Consider the following 20,255-nt stretch of genomic DNA (forward strand, 5'->3'; position numbering starts at 1 on the left):
GCCAACGCAATTTTCTTGTCCCGGACACCTGTCGCATGTTCACCTTCCTCCTCGTCGTGCAGGCGATCATCGCCGCCTTGCTGGTTACCGTCATCCTGATGCAGAAATCGGAAGGCGGTGGCCTGGGCGTCGGCGGCAGTCCCGCGGGTTTCATGTCGGCACGCGGCGCGGCGGATTTCCTGACGCGCTCGACCACGATCCTCGCCAGCATCTTCGTGCTGTTGTCGATCGTCATGGCGGTGATCGCATCGGTGCGTCACGCCCCCAGCGACATTGATACCTCGCTGGTGAAGCAGGCCCCCGCAACGCAGAGCGCGCCGGCGACCACCGATCCGCTGGCCGGTGCTGCCGCCAATGCGGCGTCCGCGCCCGCGTCCAACGACGCGGTTCCGCTCGCCAACTAAACCTTCCGCCGATCTTCCGATCTTTTTTTTGAGCGCGCGTGGATTCGCGCGCTTGCCCTTTGTTGTTTCGAAAGGCTAAGCCTCTCCTCCCATGACGCGGTATATTTTCATCACCGGCGGCGTGGTTTCCTCGCTTGGCAAGGGCCTGATGGCTGCTTCGCTCGCAGCCCTTCTGCAAGCGCGAGGTTTCCGTGTGCGAATCCGGAAATTCGACCCCTATCTCAACGTCGATCCGGGCACGATGAGCCCCTACCAGCATGGCGAAGTCTATGTCACCGACGACGGGGCGGAGACGGATCTCGACCTTGGCCATTATGAGCGGTTCACCGGCGTGTCCGCGCGCCAGTCGGACAATGTGACGCAGGGGCGCGTCTATCAGACGATCATCCAGCGCGAACGGCGCGGCGATTATCTGGGCGCGACGGTGCAGGTGATCCCGCATGTCACGGATGAGATCAAGGCGTTCGCGACGGCCGATACCGATGATCTGGACTTTGTGCTGTGCGAAATTGGCGGCACCGTCGGCGACATCGAATCGCTGCCCTTCATGGAAGCGATTCGCCAGCTGCATAACGACCTGGATCGTGGCCAGTCGATCTTCGTCCATGTGACGCTGGTGCCCTATATCGCCGCGGCCGGCGAACTGAAGACGAAGCCGACGCAGCGCAGCGTCCGCGACCTCACCTCGCTCGGCATCCAACCCGATATTTTGCTGTGCCGCTGCGAGCATCCGCTGCCCGACAGCGAGCGCAAGAAGATCGCGCTTTTCTGCAATGTCCGCCCCGAAGCGGTCATCCCCGCGCGCGATGCCAAAAGCATCTATGCGGTGCCCGAACAATATCATGCCGAAGGGCTGGACCGCGAAGTCCTGCGCGCCTTTGGCATCCAGGATGCGCCGCCGCCAAAGCTCGACCGTTGGGTCGATATCATGGACCGCCAGCTCAATCCCGAAGGGGAAGTGACGATTGGCGTTGTCGGCAAATATGTCGGCCTGCTCGACGCCTACAAATCGCTCTATGAGGCGCTCAACCATGGCGGCCTTGCCAACCGGGTGAAGGTCAACGTGAAGTGGATCGACGCGGAACTGTTCGAGAAGGGCGACGACCTTGCGGCCAGTCTGGAACCCATGCACGGCATTCTCGTGCCCGGCGGCTTTGGCGTGCGCGGATCGGAAGGCAAGATCGCATCGGTCAAGTTCGCGCGTGAACGCAATGTGCCCTTCTTCGGCATTTGCCTTGGCATGCAGATGGCCTGCATTGAAGGGGCGCGGAACACGGCCGGCATTCCGGACGCGTCCACCACCGAATTTGGCGAAACGTCAGAACCGGTCGTCGGCCTCATCACCGAATGGATGAGCGCGGAAGGTTTGCAGAAGCGCACCGCCGAGACCGATCTGGGCGGCACGATGCGGCTGGGCGCCTATCCCGCCAAGCTGACCGGCAACAGCGTGGTCGCAGGCATTTACGGCGTCGATGACATCAGCGAACGGCATCGCCATCGCTACGAAGTCAATGCGGGCTATCGCGAGCGGCTGGAAAAGGGCGGCCTGATTTTCTCGGGCATGTCGCCGGACGGCGCGCTGCCCGAAATCGTGGAGCGACCCGATCATCCCTGGTTCGTCGGTGTGCAATTCCATCCGGAACTCAAGTCCAAGCCCTTCGACCCGCACCCGCTCTTCGCCAGCTTCATCGAAGCGGCGGTCAAGCAGAGCCGCTTGGTCTGATACGAAACGTCACCCCAGCCGCGGCTGGGGTGACTGTTTAGCCTGTCGGCGTCAGTTTCAGCATGCGCCCTTGCGATCCTTGGCCGCCATCCTCCAACAGCCAGAGCGCGCCGTCCGGTCCCTGTTCGACTTCGCGGATGCGGGCACCCATGTCCCATTGGTCCGCCTTCGACGCCTTTTCGCCGTCCAGCTTGACCCTGACCAGGCTCTCGCTGGACAGGCCGCCTATGAACAGGCTGTTCTTCCATTGCGGGAACATATCAGCCGAATAGTAAAGCAATCCGGCCGGCGAAATGACCGGGTTCCAGCTGACCTTCGGCGCTTCGAAGCCATCGCCGGGCGCATGATCGGTGATCGGCCTGCCATCATAATGGTCGCCATTCGACACTTTGGGATAGCCATAGTTGAGGCCCGGCTTGATCAGGTTCACCTCGTCGCCGCCCTTCGGCCCCATTTCCTGTTCCCAGAGCCGCCCGTCCTTGTCGAACGCGATCCCCAACAGATTGCGGTGGCCATAGGACCAGATGGCAGGATCAAATCCCTGCGCGGCGAGGGGGTTGCCGGCCGCCGGCGTGCCGTCGGGATTGAGGCGCAGCACCTTGCCGAGCGTCGCCTTGGGGTCCTGCGCCGGGTCAAATTTCTGTCGTTCGCCATTGGTGAAGAACAGATATCGGCCATCGGGTGAAAAGGCGATCCGCCCCGAATAATGGCCATTGCCCTCGACATAGGGGCTGGCGCGGAAAATCACCGTTACGTCATCCAGCGCCGTCGTCCCGTCGCTCGCCTGATTAAACTGTCCTCTGGCGAGCGCGACGCCCTTGGCGCCGTTGCGGGCTTCGGAAAAACTGAAATAGACCGTCTTGTCCTGCCCGAATTCGGGCGACAGAACCACGTCCATCAGCCCGCCTTGCCCGGCGCTGTCGACGGCGGGAATTCCGGACACCGGGATTTTCGTCCCGTTCTTTGGATCGAACAGGATCATGTCTCCCGCCTTTTCCGTGACCAGCGCGCGGCCGTCCGGCAGGAAGGTCATGGCCCAGGGCGAATCGAAATCGGCGATGATCGATGTCTTGAACGGCTTGTCGGCCGAATTGGTGGAATTTTGGCCCGTTGCATTGTCGGCCGAGCAGGCGATCAGGACGAAGGGCAGGGCGGCAAGCGGAAGGCGGCGCATCATTGTCTCCAATGTCGACAGGGCGATCGATATGGCTGCTAGAATGAGCCATCACGAATAATGTTGCAGATATTCGACGCTCCGCCTATATCAGCAATGCTTCCTTACATCGTCAAACATGTCGGGGTCGCGGGCGGATGCTCGCGGCGACGCGGAAGCGCGCATGATAGTTTCTGGAGATCGCATGGCGGACATCGCCGCATTGACTGCTTTGATCGAACCCGAGGTAAGGGCCCTGGGCTTTGACCTTGTGCGCATCAAGCTGTTCGGGTCGGGCGACGATTATACGCTGCAGATCATGGCGGAAAATCCCAGGACCAAACAGTTGGTCATCGAGGATTGCGCCACCATTTCCCGTCGCCTCTCGGATGTGCTGGATGAAGCCGACCCGATCGAGGAGGCCTACCGTCTGGAAGTTAGTTCGCCCGGCATCGACCGGCCGTTGACGCGCCTCCACGATTTCCAGGAGTGGGCCGGGCATGAGGCGAAGATCGCCGCGCGCGAAATCGTGTCGGGCCGCAAGAGCTTCCGCGGTGTGGTCAACGGCGTGGACGGGGAGGAGATACTCTTCACCGACGCCAAGTCCGGCGCCGTCCGAATCCCTTTCGCGCTGGTCGACGAAGCCAAGCTGCTGCTGACCGACGCATTGATTGCTGCTAGTATGCCGCTCTCCTCCGATGGGGCGGACGAATTTGAAACCGAAGAATAAGGGTTCATAAAGTCATGGCCAACGCCATTTCCGCCAACAAGGCCGAACTGATCGCCATCGCCAACTCGGTGGCGAGCGAAAAGATGATCGACAAGGCCATCGTCATCGAGGCGATGGAGGATGCGATCCAGCGCGCCGCGCGTGCCCGTTATGGCGCGGAAAACGACATTCGCGCCAAGCTGGATCCGGATAGCGGCGACCTGCGCCTCTGGCGCGTCGTCGAAGTGGTTGAAACGGTCGAGGACTATTTCAAGCAGGTCGACTTGAAGCAGGCGCAGAAGCTCAAGAAGGACGCGGTGATCGGCGACTTCATCGTCGACCCGCTGCCCGCGATCGACCTGGGCCGCATCGACGCGCAGTCGGCCAAGCAGGTGATCTTCCAGAAGGTCCGCGACGCCGAGCGCGAGCGCCAATATGAAGAATATAAGGACCGCGTGGGTGAGATCATCACCGGCGTCGTCAAGTCCGTCGAATTCGGCCATGTCGTCGTCAATCTGGGCCGCGCCGAAGGCGTGATCCGCCGTGATCAGCAGATCCCGCGCGAAGTCGTCCGCGTCGGCGACCGCATCCGTTCGGTCGTGCTCAATGTCCGCCGCGAAAATCGTGGGCCGCAGATTTTCCTCAGCCGCGCGCATCCTGAATTCATGAAGAAGCTGTTCGCGCAGGAAGTTCCCGAAATCTACGATGGCGTCATCACCATCATGGCCGCGGCGCGTGATCCGGGCAGCCGCGCCAAGATCGGCGTCATCAGCCGCGACAGCAGCATCGACCCCGTCGGCGCCTGCGTCGGCATGAAGGGTAGCCGCGTGCAGGCCGTCGTGCAGGAAATGCAGGGCGAAAAGATCGACATCATTCCCTGGTCGGAAGACACCGCGACCTTCGTCGTCAACGCGCTTCAGCCCGCGCAGGTCGCCCGCGTCGTCATCGACGAGGAAGAAGAGCGTATTGAGGTCGTTGTTCCCGACGATCAGCTGTCGCTCGCCATCGGTCGTCGCGGCCAGAATGTCCGTCTCGCCAGCCAGCTGACCGGCAAGGCGATCGACATCATGACCGAGGCCGACGCCAGCGAAAAGCGTCAGAAGGAATTCGTCTCCCGTTCTGAAATGTTCCAGAACGAGCTGGACGTCGACGAAACCCTCTCGCAGCTTCTGGTGGCCGAAGGCTTTGGCGAGCTGGAAGAAGTCGCCTATGTCAGCGTCGAGGAACTGGCTTCGATCGAAGGCTTTGACGAGGATCTTGCCGCCGAGCTGCAAAGCCGCGCGCAGGAAGCGCTGGACCGTCGCGAAGCGGCTGCGCGCAAAGAGCGTCAGGCGCTGGGCGTCGAGGACGCGCTGGCGGACATGCCCCACCTTACCGAAGCGATGCTCGTCACGCTGGGGAAGGCTGGCATCAAGACGTTGGACGACCTTGCCGATCTCGCCACCGACGAACTGATCGCGAAGAAGCGTGTCGATCAGCGTCGCCGCAAGTCGGACACGAGCGAGGACAAGGGCGGCATCCTGTCGGCCTATGGTCTCAATGAAGAGCAGGGCAATGAGATCATCATGGCCGCTCGCGCCCATTGGTTCGAAGAGGAAGCCTGAAACCCCCATGCCCTTTGTCGACATCCGCCTTGCCGGTAGCGCCACTCGCGAGCAGAAAGCCGCGATCGCTGCCGACGTTACTCAGTCGCTCGTCGAGCGGCTGGGGAAGCCGGCGGCTGCCGTTCAGATCGTCATTTCGGAAGTGTCTCCTGAAAATTACGCGGCCGGCGGTCAGTTGATCGCCGACCGCGCGGCTCCTCTATCCAGGGAGGACGCCCATGTTGCGGACACTCCCCGATGAGAGAATAAGCGCATTTCATAGCGTTGGACTTGCCCTGCTTTCCGTTCTGGCGGAGGAGCGCGCATGACCGAACGCAAATGCATATTGACCGGCGATCGCGCCGATCCCGCCATGCTCATCCGTCTGGCCGTCGGGCCGGAAGGACAGATTTTGCCCGATCTGCGCGCCAAGGCGCCGGGGCGCGGCGCGTGGATCGGCGTCAGCCGACCCGAACTGGAATCCGCCTTGGCCAAGGGCAAGCTGAAGGCGGCGCTCGCGCGCGCTTTCAAGACCGGGGAATTGCAGATACCCGATACGCTGCCCGACCTCATCGAGCAGGGATTGCGCAAGGCGCTGCTGGATCGGCTGGGGCTGGAGGCGCGCGCGTCCATGCTGCTAACGGGGTCGGAAAAGATCGACGTCGCCTGTCGCAAGGGCGATGTGAGATTGCTGTTGCATGCGTCCGATGCGGCGGCCGATGGCAATCGCAAACTGGACCAGGCGCTGCGCGTCGGCCAGGATGCGGAAGGCACGGATCTTGCGGGCATCACCTTGCCTGTGGACCGCGACGCACTATCTATGGCAATGGGGCGCGACAATGTCGTCCACATCGCGATTACCGACTCGCGTGCGGCGGCGCGTCTTCGCGGCGCTATCGGCCGCTTGGAAAGCTATCTGGGTTGCGCTACCGAAGCGCCCGCGCATGGGGAGCCTGCCTCCACCGACGCGCCGGGCGTCGGCTAGGCATCGGGATTGGGCATCAGGATTGAAGGCGCCGGCGGGCCTATCCGGCCGGAGCGGAAGTGAAGGGTTAAGTTCGAACATATGAGTGACAGCAAGGAAGACAAGCCGGTTCTGGGCCGCAAGCCGCTGGGCATCAAGCGGACCGTCGAATCCGGTCAGGTGCAGCAGCAGTTCAGCCATGGCCGCAAGAATACGGTCGTGGTTGAAGTGAAGCGGCGCCGCGTCCCCATGGGCAAGCCCGGTGAGACGACCGGTGCGGCGCCTGCGGCTGCGCCCGAAGCGAATCCCAAGCCCGCCGCTCCCGCGCCCGCCCCGCAACGGCCCGCGCCGCCACCGCCGCCCCGCCCGGTTGCGCAAAATTCCATGCTGTCGCGCAAGGAATTGCAAGAAAAGCTGCTGCGTGAGGCGGAGGAGGCCCGCATGGCCGCGCTGGAGGATGCGCGCCGCCGTGAGGATGCCGCGCGCCAGGCCGCCAGCGAGGAAGAAAAGCGTCGGGCCGAGGAAAATCGCCTCGCCGCCGAAGCGGAATCGCAGCGCGAGGCGGAGGAAGCGTCACAGCCTGCGCCTCAGCCCGCTGCCGAAGAGTCCCAGGCGGAGGCTTCCGCGCCTGCGGCCGAGGCTGCGCCCGAAGCAGCGCCGGCGGCCCCCGCTGCTCCGGCGTCGGCCATGCCTCCGCCGCGTCGCTTCACGCCGGTTACGCCGGCCAAGCGACCCGAGCCGGCCAAGCCCGAGCGCGCCAAGCGGGGCGACGATAATCGTCGCCAGTCGGGCAAGCTGACCGTCACCCGCGCACTCGCCGATGACGACAGTGCCCGCGCCCGCAGCCTTGCCGCGCTGAAGCGCGCGCGCGAGAAAGAACGCCGCGCCCATTATTCGGGCGGCAGTCAGCCGCGCGAGAAGCAGTCGCGCGACGTCGTCGTGCCCGAAAGCATCACGGTGCAGGAACTCGCCAACCGCATGGCCGAAAAGGGTGCGGACCTGGTGAAGGCCCTGTTCAAGATGGGCACTGCCGTCACGCTCAATCAGCCGATCGATCAGGATACGGCGGAACTGCTGGTCGAGGAATTCGGCCACCGCATCCAGCGCGTGTCTGACGCCGACGTCGAAATCGGCATGCAGGGCGAAGAAGATGCGCCTGAAACGCTGAAAATCCGTCCCCCGGTCGTCACGATCATGGGCCATGTCGATCACGGCAAGACCTCGCTGCTCGACGCGCTGCGGGGCACCAGTGTCGTGCAGGGCGAAAGCGGCGGGATCACGCAGCATATCGGCGCCTATCAGATCAAGACGAAGGGCGGCGATCTCATCACCTTCCTCGACACGCCGGGTCACGAGGCTTTCTCGGAAATGCGTGCACGCGGTGCCAATGTCACCGACATCGTCATCCTGGTGGTGGCGGCCGACGACGGGCTGATGCCGCAGACGATCGAAGCGATCAACCACACCAAGGCGGCCGGCGTGCCGATGATCGTGGCGATCAACAAGACCGACAAGCCCGACGCCAACCCGCAGAAGGTGCGCGAGCGCCTTCTGGAGCATGAGGTGATCGTCGAGGATATGGGCGGTGAGACGCAGGACGTCGAAGTCTCCGCGCTCAAGAAGACCGGTCTGGACACCCTGATCGACAAGATTCTCCTTCAGGCCGAATTGCTCGAACTGTCCGCCAATCCTGATCGCGACGCCGAAGGTACGGTGGTCGAGGCGCAACTGGACAAGGGACGCGGCGCCGTCGCCACCATCCTTGTCCGTCGCGGCACGCTCAAGGTCGGCGACACCTTCGTCGTCGGCGCCGAAAGCGGCAAGGTGCGCGCCATGATCAACGATCAGGGCCAGCAGGTGAAGTCCGCTGGACCCTCTACCCCGGTCGAGGTGCTGGGCCTGTCGGGCGTTCCGATGGCGGGCGATCAGATGACGGTCGTCGAAAATGAAGCCCGCGCCCGCGAAGTGGCCGCCTATCGTCAGGAACAGGCGACGAAGAAGCGCACGACCGCCGCGCCGACCAGCTTTGAACATATGTTCTCTGCGCTCAACACCCAGGTCATCGAATATCCGGTGGTGGTGAAGGGCGACGTGCAGGGCTCGGTCGAAGCAATCGTCTCGTCGCTCAACAGGATTTCGACGGACGAGATCAAGGTCCGCATCCTCCATTCGGGCGTCGGCGCGATCACCGAAAGCGACGTGACACTGGCCGCTGCCAGCCGCGCGCCGCTGATCGGCTTCAACGTCCGTCCCAACGCCAAGGCGCGTCAATTGGCCGAGCGCGAGAAAATCTCGCTCCGCTATTATGACGTGATCTACGACCTTCTTGAGGAAGTCCGTGGTGAAATGGCGGGCCAGCTGGCGCCCGAACGCATCGAAACGGTCGTCGGCCGTGCCGAGGTGCTTCAGGTGTTCCCAGCGGGCAAGAAGGACAAGGCCGCTGGTCTGCTCGTCCTCGACGGCATCATCCGCAAGGGTCTGGCCGCGCGCCTTACCCGCGACGATGTCATCGTGTCGCGCACCAACATCGCCTCGCTGCGTCGCTTCAAGGACGATGTCTCCGAAGTGCGCGCCGGCATGGAATGCGGCGCGGTGCTGCAGGACACCAACGACATCAAGGCGGGCGACATGCTCGAGTTGTTCGAAGTCGAGGAACGCCAGCGCACGCTGTAACTGTAGGAAAAGCCCCTCCCTCCGCCGGGAGGGAGGAGGTTTTTTTAGATCATGGTGCAACAGCAGAACGAAGGACCGTCGGTTCGCTTGCTTCGCGTCGGCGAGCAAGTGCGCCATGTCCTGTCCGAAATCCTGCAACGCGGCGACGTGCATGATGACGTGCTCGCCAGCCATGTCGTCAGCGTAACCGAAGTGCGCATGTCGCCGGACCTGCGCCATGCAACCGTATTCATCAAGTCGCTGCTGGGTCAGGATGAGGACGCAGTGCTCAAGGCATTGCGAACCAACACCGCCTATCTCCAGCGCGAAGTCGCGCATCGCATCCGCCTCAAATATGCCGCTAGGCTCAAATTCCTGGCGGACGAAAGTTTCGACGAGGGCAGCCATATCGACAAGCTGCTGCGCGATCCCAAGGTCGCGCGCGATCTGGATGCGCCGCAGGAGGACGCGGAATAGCTTCGACGTGACGGCTTCCTGTCGCTACTGTCGTTCTGTCAGGCAGGAACAGGGGGTGGCGTATGAAGATGATGGCCTTGGCAACGGCAGCTGCAATCATGGTGGCTGGCATGGGTCATGCGCAGGCGCGCGATGCCGCCATTCACCCCGCTGTCACGACCGATCCCAAGCCTGACGCGACCCATCCGGCCGGCATGAGCGCCTTTGTCATTCCCGCACAGGACGGGGCGATGAATGCGGTGATGTATACCGCGCAGGGCGGCGGGCTGCACCCGACCTTATTGCTGCTGCACGGATTTCCGGGCAACGAGCAGAATCTCGATCTGGCGCAGGCGGCGCGCCGGGCAGGCTGGAACGTGCTGACGCTCCATTATCGCGGCAGTTGGGGCAGTCCTGGCGCATTTTCCTTCAACAATGCGTCGGAAGATGCCTTTACCGCGCTTCAATTCCTGCAACAGCCAGCCAACGTCGCACGCTATCGCATTGATACCAGCGCGATCGTGGTGGCCGGACACAGCATGGGCGGTTTCATGGCGGCGGATGCGGCGGCAGCAGAGCCGCATGTCGCGGGCCTGTTCCTGATCGACCCATGGGACCCGGCGCAAACGGTCGCGACGCTCGCGACTCCCGATGGCGAAGCCGCCTGGAAGGCCGAAGTGGAAAGCGACCTGCCGCCTCTTGCCGGTGCAAGCTATGAAAGCCTGACCGGCGAGATCAAGGCGAATGCCGGCAAGTTCGATCTGGGCCGCCGCTTGGCGGGCTATGGCCGCCGGCCGCTCAGCATCATCGGCGCGGAACACGGTATCGGCGACATGGCGCGCAAGGCTGCCGCTGACGCCCAAGGCGCCAATCCGTCGGCGCGGCTGATGGTCTGGCCCACCGATCACAGCTTTTCCGATAAGCGCATCGCGCTGGCCGACGCGTTGGTCCGCTTCCTGGCTGGCGTCGCGCCCACGATCCGCTAAACCCGCGGCCATGGCGAAGCTCTATTTCTACTATAGTTCGATGAATGCGGGGAAATCGACCACCCTGTTGCAATCCGACTTCAACTATCGCGAGCGCGGTATGGCGACGATGCTGTGGACCGCCGCTGTCGACACCCGTTATGGCAGCGGTCGTATCGCATCGCGCATCGGATTGGAGGCGCAGGCGCACCTGTTCGAACCGGGGGTCGATCTTTATGCGGCGGTCGCGCGCCAGCATGAAGCGACGCCGCTGTCCTGCGTTCTGGTGGACGAAGCGCAATTTCTGACCCGCGATCAGGTATGGCAGCTAGCGGCGGTCGCCGACGCCTTGGGCATTCCAGTGCTCTGTTATGGCCTGCGCACGGATTTTCGCGGCGACCTGTTCGATGGGAGCGCGCATCTTCTTGGCCTTGCCGATACGCTTACGGAGATCAAGACCGTGTGCGACTGCGGGCGCAAGGCGACAATGAACCTGCGCGTCGATACGCAGGGCAGGGCGATCCAGCACGGGGATCAGACCGACATTGGCGGCAATGACCGTTATGTCGCGCTGTGTCGCCGGCATTTCCTGGCCGCTCTCAACGGCTGACTGTCAGCGCAGCGTAGCGATCCAATCGGGTAGCTGGCCAAGCCGCTTCAATTGCACGAAACGCGGGTGCGTGTCGGGCGCGGCCGCTGTTTCATGCGACCAGGCGCCATCTTGCGGAATGAAGGCCGCCCATGCTCCCGCCTCGAGCGCAGGAAGAATATCGGACCGCATCGAATCGCCAGCCATCACGGCCCGATCCGCGGTGATGCCATGCCGGTCAAATAACGCCCGGAATGTGTCCGCTTTCTTGTCGCTGACAACCTCTATGCCTGAAAACAGGTCGCCCAGACCCGACGCCGCGAGCTTGCTTTCCTGATGCAAAAGGTCGCCCTTTGTAACCAGCACCAGGGGCGCCTTAGCCGCCAGCGCGCGCAGCGTATCTTCGACCCCGTCGAACAGCTCGACCGGATGCGCCAGCAGCGCTCGGCCAGCGGCCAATATCCCTTCGATCATCGCGCCAGTCACCGCGTCACCGGCAAGGTCCACGGCGGTTTCGATCATCGAAAGCGTAAAGCCCTTCGCACCATAGCCATAGAGCGGGAGGTTGCGGGTCTCGCACGCGATCAGCCGCTCGCGCGTGACCTGCGCCTGCGCAAAGGGGCGCAGCATGTCGAGCAGCGCGTCTTCGGTCGCGTTGAAGTGGCGCATATTATGCCAGAGCGTATCGTCGGCATCGAGGCAGATCAGGTCTATCGTCATGCCATAGGCGTTAGCGGATTAAAGGCTGACAGGACAATATCAGGCGGATAAGGGCGGCCGCCATGCACGGCTGGATCATTCTCGATAAACCCCATGGCCTTGGCTCCACTCAGGCGGTCAGCGCGGTCAAGCGCGTCCTGCGCCAAAGTGGGGCGGGCAAATGGAAGGTCGGCCATGGCGGAACGCTCGATCCGCTGGCGACAGGCGTTCTGCCGATCGCGATTGGCGAAGCGACCAAGCTCGCCGGGCGCATGCTCGACAGCGACAAGATCTACGATTTCACTGTCGCTTTCGGCGTCCAGACCGATACGCTCGACCTGGAAGGGAAGGTGATTGCGGAGAGCGACCATCGCCCGACATGGTCGGAGGTGGAGGCGATCCTGCCCCGTTTCACCGGCCCGATCGAACAGATCCCGCCCGCCTACAGCGCCATCCTGATCGACGGCCAGCGCGCTTATGATCTCGCCCGCAAAGGGGAGGCGGTGGAGATGAAGACGCGAAGTGTCACTATATATTCTCTCCGCGCCTCCGCGCCTCCGCGCGAAAAAAACGGGTTCGCGCGGAGACGCGGAGGTGCGGAGTATCTGGACAAATTCACGTTTCGCGCCCATGTTTCCAAAGGTACTTATATCCGTTCTCTCGCCCGCGATATCGCGCTGGCGCTCGGCACGGTCGGCCATGTCACCATGCTGCGCCGGGTAAAGGCCGGGCCGTTCACGCTGGATTCGGCAATTTCGCTGGACATTTTGAATGACGCTGCTACGGGGCACGGCATCGGCCAGTATATGCTGCCGTTGACGGCGGGGCTGGACGACATCCCGGCCCTTTCCGTCAGTCCCGATGAAGCATTGGCTCTCCGCCAGGGGAAGATGCTGATCGGGAAACCGCACACCGGTCTCCTGCTGGCGATACTCGGCGAAACGCCCATCGCGCTGGTGGAGTCCAGTGGCCCGGACATCCGGGTGGTGCGCGGCTTCAATCTCTAGATACGAAAGGAAGCCCGATGTCGATCACTGCAGAGCGCAAGGAAGCGCTGATCAAGGAACATGCCCGCGCCGAAGGCGACACCGGTTCGCCCGAAGTCCAGGTTGCGATCCTGTCGGAACGCATTTCGAACCTGACCGAGCATTTCAAGGGTCATCACAAGGATAACCACAGCCGTCGCGGCCTGCTGATGCTGGTCAACAAGCGTCGTTCGCTGCTGGATTATCTCAAGAAGAAGGATGAAGGCCGCTACAGCGACCTCATCGCAAAGCTGGGCCTGCGCAAGTAAGTCTGCTATACAAAGGAACGGCCCCCCGCGGGGCCGTTTCCGATTCCGGGATTTCGCCCCTTCCTGTGGCGGGGGCATGCAAGAGGGAGATCGCGCAATCCGGTGCGATCCCCGAACACGGAGCCACACGATGCTCCGACACCGCAGCGGGCCGGTTAGCCCGCAGATGAGGCCCCGCCGGGCAATAGGGCCATGGCGGGCGAAGGAAAAAGCATGTTTGATGTAAAGAAAGTTTCGATCGAGCTGGCAGGCAAGACCCTGACTCTCGAAACCGGTCGCATTGCGCGTCAGGCCGACGCCGCCGTGCTGGCGACCTATGGCGAGACGGTGGTGCTGTGCGCCGTGACCGCCGCCAAGTCGGTGAAGGACGGGCAGGACTTCTTCCCGCTCACCGTCCATTATCAGGAAAAATATTCCGCTGCCGGCCGCATCCCCGGCGGCTTCTTCAAGCGCGAACGCGGCGCGACGGAAAAGGAAACGCTGGTTTCCCGCTTGATCGACCGCCCGATCCGCCCGCTCTTCCCCGAAGGTTTCTACAACGAGATCAACGTCATCGCTCAGGTGCTGAGCTTTGACGGCGAAAGCGAACCCGACATCGTTGCGATGATCGCCGCCTCGGCCGCGCTAACGCTGTCGGGTGTGCCCTTCATGGGGCCGATCGGCGCCGCGCGCGTCGGCTACAAGGATGGCGAATATCGGCTGAACCCGTCGCTGGAAGAGGTGAAGGAAGGCGAACTCGACCTGGTCGTCGCCGCCACCGGCAACGCAGTGATGATGGTCGAATCCGAAGCCAAGGAATTGTCGGAAGACGTCATGCTGGGCGCCGTCATGTTTGCGCATGACGCGTCCAAGAAGGTCGTCAACGCGATCATCGACCTTGCCGAACAGGCTGCGAAGGACCCGTGGGACATGGCCCCGCAGGATGACCTTGGCGACCTCAAGAAGAAGCTGACGAAGCTGATCGGCAAGGACATTGCCGCCGCCTACAAGCTGACCGACAAGTCGGCCCGCTCGAACGCGCTCAACGAAGCACGCGCGAAAGCGAAGGCCTCGTTCGCGGAAGACGGCCTCGACGCCCAGACCGTGATGGCGGGCATCAAGCTTACCAAGAAGCTGGAAGCCGAAATCGTCCGCACCGCCATCCTCAAGGATGGCAAGCGCATCGACGGCCGTACCACCACGCAGATCCGCCCGATCGAGGCGATGGTCGGCTTCCTGCCGCGCACTCATGGTTCGGCGCTGTTCACCCGCGGCGAAACGCAGGCGATCTGCACGACCACGCTGGGCACCAAGGACGCCGAGCAGATGATCGACGGCCTCACCGGCCTGCATTATGAAAACTTCATGCTGCACTATAACTTCCCGCCCTATTCGGTCGGTGAAGTCGGCCGCTTCGGCGCGCCGGGCCGTCGTGAAGTGGGTCATGGCAAGCTCGCCTGGCGCGCGCTGCACCCCGTGCTGCCCAGCAAGGACGAGTTCCCCTACACGATCCGCGTTCTCTCCGACATCACCGAGTCCAATGGTTCATCGTCGATGGCAACGGTCTGCGGCGGTTCGCTCTCGATGATGGACGCGGGCGTTCCCTTGAAACGTCCGGTGTCGGGCATCGCCATGGGCCTGATCCTGGAAGGCAAGGATTATGCCGTCATCAGCGACATCCTGGGTGATGAGGATCATCTGGGCGACATGGACTTCAAGGTCGCCGGCACGGAAAACGGCATCACCACCATGCAGATGGACATCAAGGTCGCCGGCATCACGCAGGAGATCTTTGAAGTCGCGCTGCGTCAGGCGAAGGAAGGCCGCGCCCATATCCTGGGTGAAATGAGCAAGGCGCTGTCCTCGACCCGCACCGAGCTGTCGGCTCATGCCCCGCGCATCGAGACGATCCAGATCGACAAGTCGAAGATCCGCGACGTCATCGGCACGGGCGGCAAGGTCATCCGCGAGATCGTCGCGGAAACCGGTGCGAAGGTCGATATCGACGACGAAGGCGTCATCAAGATTTCCTCGTCCGACACGGCCCAGATCGAAGCCGCCAAGAAGTGGATCCTCGGCATCGTCGAGGAAGCCGAAGTCGGCAAAATCTACACCGGCAAGGTCGTCAACATCGTCGATTTCGGCGCGTTCGTGAACTTCATGGGTGGCAAGGACGGCCTCGTCCACGTGTCCGAAATGAAGAATGAACGCGTGGAAAAGCCCACCGACGTCGTGTCGGAAGGCCAGGAAGTGAAGGTCAAGGTTCTCGAAATCGACCCGCGTGGCAAGGTTCGCCTGTCGATGCGCGTTGTCGATCAGGAAACCGGCGAGGAGCTGGAAGACACCCGTCCCGCCCGTGAGCCGCGCGAGCCGCGTGGCGACAGGGGTGAGGGGCGCGGTGACCGCAACCGTCGCGATCGCGGTGGTGACCGTGGTGGTCGCGGCGACCGTGGCCCGCGCCGGGATCGTGGACCCCGCGGCGAAGGCGGCGGCAAGGGCGATGATGACGGTTCCAGCGCTGGCCTGCCCGACTTCTTAACCCAGGACTGACAAGCGGTCCCTGACAAAAGGGCAGCTTTGCAACCGAAGAAGGCGTCCGGTTTCGGACGCCTTTTTTGGTGAAGGAAGCGATTGACTGATCTCAATCAATGCGCTTCCGTAAGGATTGGATATTGTGCCGGCAAGCCAAACGGGGATCATCATGCAGCGGAGCAACGAGCGCTTTGTCGAACGCCTGCCGCTCGTCCTCGATCGACCGGTATATGCCTATCTGCTGACCTTCCTCTTCTGCGCGGCGGGGCTGATGCTGCGTTTTGCGGCGGAACCCTTGCTGCCGCAGGGCTATCCGTTCGTTACCTTCTTCCCGGCTGTCATCCTGTCCTCCTTCCTGTTCGGTGTTCGGTCGGGAATTTTCGGGGCCACGATTGGGGGTTTTGCCTCCTGGTATTTTTTCATCAACCCGATCCACAGTTTCACCCTGAATCCCGCGGTGGCGACCGCGATGCTATTCTATACCGGCGTCGTTACGGTGGACATCATCCTCATCCATTTCATGCAACGCGCCAATTTCAACCTCGCGGTGGAGCGTGAACGCAGCCGCGCGCTGGCGGAAAATCGCGAGCTGCTGTTTCGCGAGTTGCAACATCGCGTGTCCAATAATCTTCAGGTGGTCGCGGCGATGCTGTCGCTCCAGCGGCGGCATGTCGATCATGACGTGGCCCGTCGTGCGCTGGACGATGCCTCGGCCCGGCTGGCCCTGATCGGCCGGATCAGTCGCGCCCTTTATGATCCATCGGGGCGCGGGCAGGATATGAACGCCTTTCTTCATACTCTGACCGCCGACATTCTGGACGCATCGGGCCGCAGCGACGTCAATATTCAGGTGTCTGCACCGGAAGCCTTGGTCCTGGCATCGGACGTCACGGTGCCCCTGGCTTTGGTCGTGGCGGAATCGGTCAGCAATGCGATCGAACATGGTCTGCCTGACCGGCCCGGCACTATCCGTGTGACGTTGGAGAGCGCAGATGGCGAACTCACGCTACGCATCATGGACAATGGCAAGGGTGTTCCGCCAAATTTCGACGCGAATGCGGGGCAGTCATTGGGTCTGCGCATCGCCAACGCGCTGGCGATGCAGCTTGGCGGCCGCTTCGCGCTACAGCCCGCCGCAACGGGCGGCACCATCGCGCGCTTGGACCTGCCACTGGCTGCGACCTGTTGAACAGGACGCACCATTCTGGCGCTTGGCGGCGGCGCGTCGCTCGGCTATGACCCGCCCCATGCTGACGAAAACCCTGACGCGCATCGGCGCGGCCACCGCTCTGGTCCTGATCGCCTCGCCCGTCCTGACTGGCTGTTCGACATCGAAGAACAAGGCGGACACGCTCTATGTCGCTCGCGACGTGTCGACATTATATAATAGCGGCAAGGATCGTCTTGATCGCGGCCAGTATAAGCTGGCGGCCGCGCTGTTCGACGAGGTGGAGCGTCAGCATCCCTATTCGCCCTGGGCGCGTCGCGCGCAGCTCATGTCGGCGTTCAGCTATTATATGAACCGCGACTATGCCGAATCCATTTCGGCGGCGCAGCGCTTCCTGTCTATCCACACCGGCAACAAGGATGCACCCTACGCTTATTATCTGATCGCCATCTGCTATTATGAGCAGATCGCCGACGTCACCCGCGACCAGAAGATCACGCAGCAGGCGCTTGATTCGCTCGGTGAACTGATCCGTCGCTATCCCCAGACCCGTTATGCCGCCGATGCGCGTTTGAAGGTCGATCTGGTCAACGACCACCTTGCCGGCAAGGAAATGGAGGTTGGTCGCTTCTATCAGCGGCGCGGCCAGTGGCTTGCCGCCACGCTGCGGTTCCGCACGGTCATCGACAAATATCAGACCACGACCCATACGCCCGAAGCACTGGAGCGCCTGGTCGAATCCTATCTGTCGCTGGGCATCCCGACCGAAGCGCAAAAGGCCGCCGCCGTGCTCGGCCGCAATTATCCGGGCACCAAATGGTATGAGCGCAGCTACAAGCTGATGCAGGAACATGGCGGCGCGGCCTGAGCTGCCGCTTTCCCTGTTCCCCTTTTGTGCATTGACGGGTAGGACCACGTCATGCTGACAAGCCTAGCGATCCGCAACGTCGTGCTGATCGAGGCGCTGGACCTGGAGTTTGGCGCTGGCCTTTCCGTGCTGACCGGCGAAACCGGCGCGGGCAAGTCGATCCTGCTCGACTCGCTCGGCCTGGCCCTTGGCGCGCGCGCCGATAGCGGGCTTGTCCGTGCGGGCGAGCATCAGGCAAGCGTCATCGCGGCCTTCAACCCGCCCGCGCCCGATCATCCGGCCGCCGCTCTATTAGCGGAAAACGGCATCGATATGGAGCCGGGCGAACCGCTGCTCATTCGCCGCATGGTGAAGGCCGACGGCGGCAGCCGGGCGTTCATCAATGACCAGCCCTGCTCGGCCGCTCTGTTGCGTGACCTGAGTGCGTCGCTGGTGGAAATTCATGGCCAGCATGATGACCGGGGCCTGCTCAATCCGCGCGGTCATCGCGCCATGCTCGACACCTATGGCCGATGCGACGCCGCCGCCGTGGCGAAAGCGCATGCCGACTGGCGCGCCGCTGCCAATGCTTTGAGCCAGGCGCGCGAATCGGTGGACTCCGCCGCGCGGGATCGGGACTATCTGACCCACGCGATCGAAGAACTGCGCGCCTTCGCGCCGCAAGCCGGTGAAGAGGCGACCCTGGCCGAAGAACGCGCCGCCATGCAGAGGGGCGCGCGCCTGACCGACGATCTGGCGACGATCAGCGAATGCCTGACTGGGTCGGACGGCGGCCTTGCCTTGTTGCGGCAGGCTGCGCGCCGGCTGGATCGGATCGCTGGGGAAGAGCTGCTGCTCGCCGCCGTCCTGGAATCCCTCGATCGCGCGGTGGTGGAGGCGGGGGAGGCGGAGGATCGGCTTGCGGAAGCCGCCGAGGCATTGAGTTTTGATCCAGCCCGTCTCGATGCCATCGAAACCCGCCTGTTCGATCTGCGCGGCCTTGCCCGCAAGCATCAGGTGCAGCCTGACGATCTCGCCGCCCTGCGCGACGACATGGCGGAAAAGCTTGCGGCGATTGAGGGCGGCGAGGAGCATATCGCGGCACTGGAAAAGGCTGTTGTCGCCAAAGCGGATACCTATCGCGCCGCCGCGCAGGCGCTGTCTGCGGAGCGCCAGCTGGCGGCAGGGCGCCTTGATGCGGCGGTCGCAGGGGAATTGGCGCCGCTAAAGCTCGATGCCGCGCGTTTCCGCACCGTGGTCGCCCCGTTGGACGAAGGGCAATGGAGCGCCCAGGGCATGGACCGCGTCGAGTTTGAAATCTCCACGAACCCCGGCGCGCCCTTTGCTCCATTGGCGAAGATCGCATCGGGCGGCGAACTCTCCCGCTTCATCCTGGCGCTCAAGGTCGCGCTGGCCGAGCGGGGTGGGGCGGACACGCTGATCTTTGACGAGATTGACCGGGGCGTGGGCGGCGCGGTGGCCGATGCTATTGGCGAGCGGCTTTCCCGGCTTGCCCAAAGCAACCAGATTCTCGTCGTCACCCACAGCCCACAGGTCGCGGCGCGCGGCGCGGGTCATATGCTCATCGCCAAGTCGAGCGCCAGTAAAGATGGGGGCACCGTCACCCGCACCGGCGTCCGCGCGCTGGACGACACCGAACGCCGCGAGGAAATCGCCCGCATGCTCTCCGGCGCCGAAATCACCGCGGAAGCGCGGGCGCAGGCGGAACGGTTGCTGGAGCGGGCCTAGATCATTTCCATGGAAACAGTTGGGTTCGTCGCCGTTGACACCGCATGGCGCCAGCGCACTTTCCAGATTGGCTGCATGGGCTTTCCATCGCTTCGTTAACCCTCGCAATCTTGTGCGCGTTGTTAATTCTCGTTGATATCATGCGGCGACCACAGAAGATGGCCATCATGAATTGGGTGTGGCCGCTGACAGCGCTGTTCGGCAGCGTGATCTGGCTTTGCTTCTACCTGAAGGCGGCTCGGCGGGCGGGTGATGCGGAACGCGATACGCCTATGGCGGTGGCTGTGGCCAAGGGAGCAAGCCATTGCGGGGCAGGGTGTACGCTGGGCGACATCATCGCTGAATGGGTTGCCTTCGCTTTTCCCGGCGTTGCTCTATGGTTTGGCTGGCGGACGCTTTTCGCTGAAAAGCTCTTTGCCGTCTGGATATTCGATTATCTCCTGGCCTTTCTGATCGGCGTGCTATTTCAATATTGCACGATCAAGCCGATGCGGGACCTGTCCGTTGGCACAGCCATAGTACAAGCGGTGAAGGCGGACGCAGCCTCGATCACCAGTTGGCAGGTCGGCATGTATGGTGTCATGGCCGCGGGACAATTCCTGTGGTTCCGGCACGCTTATGGTGGGTTAGCCCCAGTCGCGAGCCCGGAATTCTGGTTTCTCATGCAACTCTCCATGCTCGCTGGATTTTGCACAGCCTATCCCGTCAATTGGTGGCTTGTCCGAACGGGCATCAAGGAGAAGATGTAGGGCCGCGCCGCCGCGTGCTTCCGTGTGCGCCCGACTAACG

At 62.9% G+C, this 20,255-nt stretch carries 19 protein-coding genes; 17 read left to right on the top strand and 2 right to left on the bottom strand.

Annotated features, from left to right (window positions below; all coding sequences use genetic code 11):
- The first annotated feature begins 35 nt into the window (after positions 1-35).
- Positions 36-404 (top strand): preprotein translocase subunit SecG, encoded by a 369-nt coding sequence (gene secG, locus RLDS_RS44600; protein ID WP_021226927.1) that lies wholly within the window; start codon positions 36-38, stop codon positions 402-404.
- A gap of 91 nt (positions 405-495) precedes the next feature.
- Entirely contained in the window at positions 496-2,127 is a 1,632-nt protein-coding gene (locus RLDS_RS44605; RefSeq protein WP_021226928.1) for a CTP synthase, read from the top strand.
- A 37-nt stretch (positions 2,128-2,164) separates the two neighbouring features.
- Here RLDS_RS44605 and RLDS_RS44610 read toward each other — a convergent pair whose 3' ends face one another.
- Positions 2,165-3,301 (bottom strand): PQQ-dependent sugar dehydrogenase, encoded by a 1,137-nt coding sequence (locus RLDS_RS44610; protein ID WP_021226929.1) that lies wholly within the window; start codon positions 3,299-3,301, stop codon positions 2,165-2,167.
- Positions 3,302-3,485: 184 nt separating this feature from the next.
- On the opposite strand from RLDS_RS44610, the gene rimP reads away from it, so the two are divergent.
- The 8 genes from rimP (at position 3,486) to RLDS_RS44650 (ending at position 11,219) form a co-directional block, all read left to right on the top strand.
- On the top strand, positions 3,486-4,010 hold the full coding sequence (rimP, locus tag RLDS_RS44615; RefSeq protein WP_021226930.1) for a ribosome maturation protein RimP: 525 nt from the start codon (positions 3,486-3,488) through the stop codon (positions 4,008-4,010).
- 14 nt (positions 4,011-4,024) lie between these two features.
- A complete protein-coding gene (nusA, locus tag RLDS_RS44620; protein WP_021226931.1) occupies positions 4,025-5,593 on the top strand; it encodes a transcription termination factor NusA in 1,569 nt (522 codons plus the stop codon).
- Positions 5,594-5,600: 7 nt separating this feature from the next.
- Positions 5,601-5,834, top strand: coding sequence for a tautomerase family protein (locus tag RLDS_RS44625; protein ID WP_021226932.1), 234 nt, complete (start codon positions 5,601-5,603; stop codon positions 5,832-5,834).
- 63 nt (positions 5,835-5,897) lie between these two features.
- Entirely contained in the window at positions 5,898-6,557 is a 660-nt protein-coding gene (locus tag RLDS_RS44630) for a DUF448 domain-containing protein (protein ID WP_021226933.1), read from the top strand.
- An 81-nt stretch (positions 6,558-6,638) separates the two neighbouring features.
- The gene (gene infB / locus RLDS_RS44635) at positions 6,639-9,209 is read left to right on the top strand and encodes a translation initiation factor IF-2 (RefSeq protein ID WP_021226934.1); all 2,571 of its coding nucleotides are present in this window, start codon (positions 6,639-6,641) and stop codon (positions 9,207-9,209) included.
- Between the two features lie 51 nt (positions 9,210-9,260).
- Positions 9,261-9,665, top strand: coding sequence for a 30S ribosome-binding factor RbfA (gene rbfA, locus RLDS_RS44640; protein WP_021226935.1), 405 nt, complete (start codon positions 9,261-9,263; stop codon positions 9,663-9,665).
- A 62-nt stretch (positions 9,666-9,727) separates the two neighbouring features.
- Entirely contained in the window at positions 9,728-10,630 is a 903-nt protein-coding gene (locus RLDS_RS44645; protein ID WP_021226936.1) for an alpha/beta hydrolase family protein, read from the top strand.
- 10 nt (positions 10,631-10,640) lie between these two features.
- A complete protein-coding gene (locus tag RLDS_RS44650) occupies positions 10,641-11,219 on the top strand; it encodes a thymidine kinase (protein ID WP_021226937.1) in 579 nt (192 codons plus the stop codon).
- A gap of 3 nt (positions 11,220-11,222) precedes the next feature.
- On the opposite strand, the gene RLDS_RS44655 is transcribed toward RLDS_RS44650, so the two are convergent.
- Entirely contained in the window at positions 11,223-11,918 is a 696-nt protein-coding gene (locus RLDS_RS44655; RefSeq protein ID WP_021226938.1) for an HAD family hydrolase, read from the bottom strand.
- Between the two features lie 62 nt (positions 11,919-11,980).
- On the opposite strand from RLDS_RS44655, the gene truB reads away from it, so the two are divergent.
- From truB to RLDS_RS44690, 7 genes are all read left to right on the top strand, one after another.
- Positions 11,981-12,904 (top strand): tRNA pseudouridine(55) synthase TruB, encoded by a 924-nt coding sequence (gene truB, locus RLDS_RS44660; protein WP_021226939.1) that lies wholly within the window; start codon positions 11,981-11,983, stop codon positions 12,902-12,904.
- Between the two features lie 17 nt (positions 12,905-12,921).
- Entirely contained in the window at positions 12,922-13,191 is a 270-nt protein-coding gene (rpsO, locus tag RLDS_RS44665) for a 30S ribosomal protein S15 (protein ID WP_009822385.1), read from the top strand.
- Positions 13,192-13,404: 213 nt separating this feature from the next.
- A complete protein-coding gene (gene pnp / locus RLDS_RS44670; RefSeq protein WP_021226940.1) occupies positions 13,405-15,720 on the top strand; it encodes a polyribonucleotide nucleotidyltransferase in 2,316 nt (771 codons plus the stop codon).
- 151 nt (positions 15,721-15,871) lie between these two features.
- Positions 15,872-16,891, top strand: coding sequence for a sensor histidine kinase (locus tag RLDS_RS44675; protein ID WP_031298476.1), 1,020 nt, complete (start codon positions 15,872-15,874; stop codon positions 16,889-16,891).
- A 58-nt stretch (positions 16,892-16,949) separates the two neighbouring features.
- A complete protein-coding gene (locus tag RLDS_RS44680) occupies positions 16,950-17,738 on the top strand; it encodes an outer membrane protein assembly factor BamD (protein ID WP_021226942.1) in 789 nt (262 codons plus the stop codon).
- Between the two features lie 51 nt (positions 17,739-17,789).
- On the top strand, positions 17,790-19,466 hold the full coding sequence (gene recN, locus RLDS_RS44685) for a DNA repair protein RecN (RefSeq protein ID WP_021226943.1): 1,677 nt from the start codon (positions 17,790-17,792) through the stop codon (positions 19,464-19,466).
- Positions 19,467-19,510: 44 nt separating this feature from the next.
- Positions 19,511-20,215 (top strand): DUF4396 domain-containing protein, encoded by a 705-nt coding sequence (locus tag RLDS_RS44690; protein ID WP_031298480.1) that lies wholly within the window; start codon positions 19,511-19,513, stop codon positions 20,213-20,215.
- Positions 20,216-20,255: the final 40 nt, after the last annotated feature.

It is taken from the genome of Sphingobium lactosutens DS20 (genome assembly GCF_000445105.1).
Taxonomy (GTDB): Bacteria; Pseudomonadota; Alphaproteobacteria; order Sphingomonadales; family Sphingomonadaceae; genus Sphingobium; species Sphingobium lactosutens.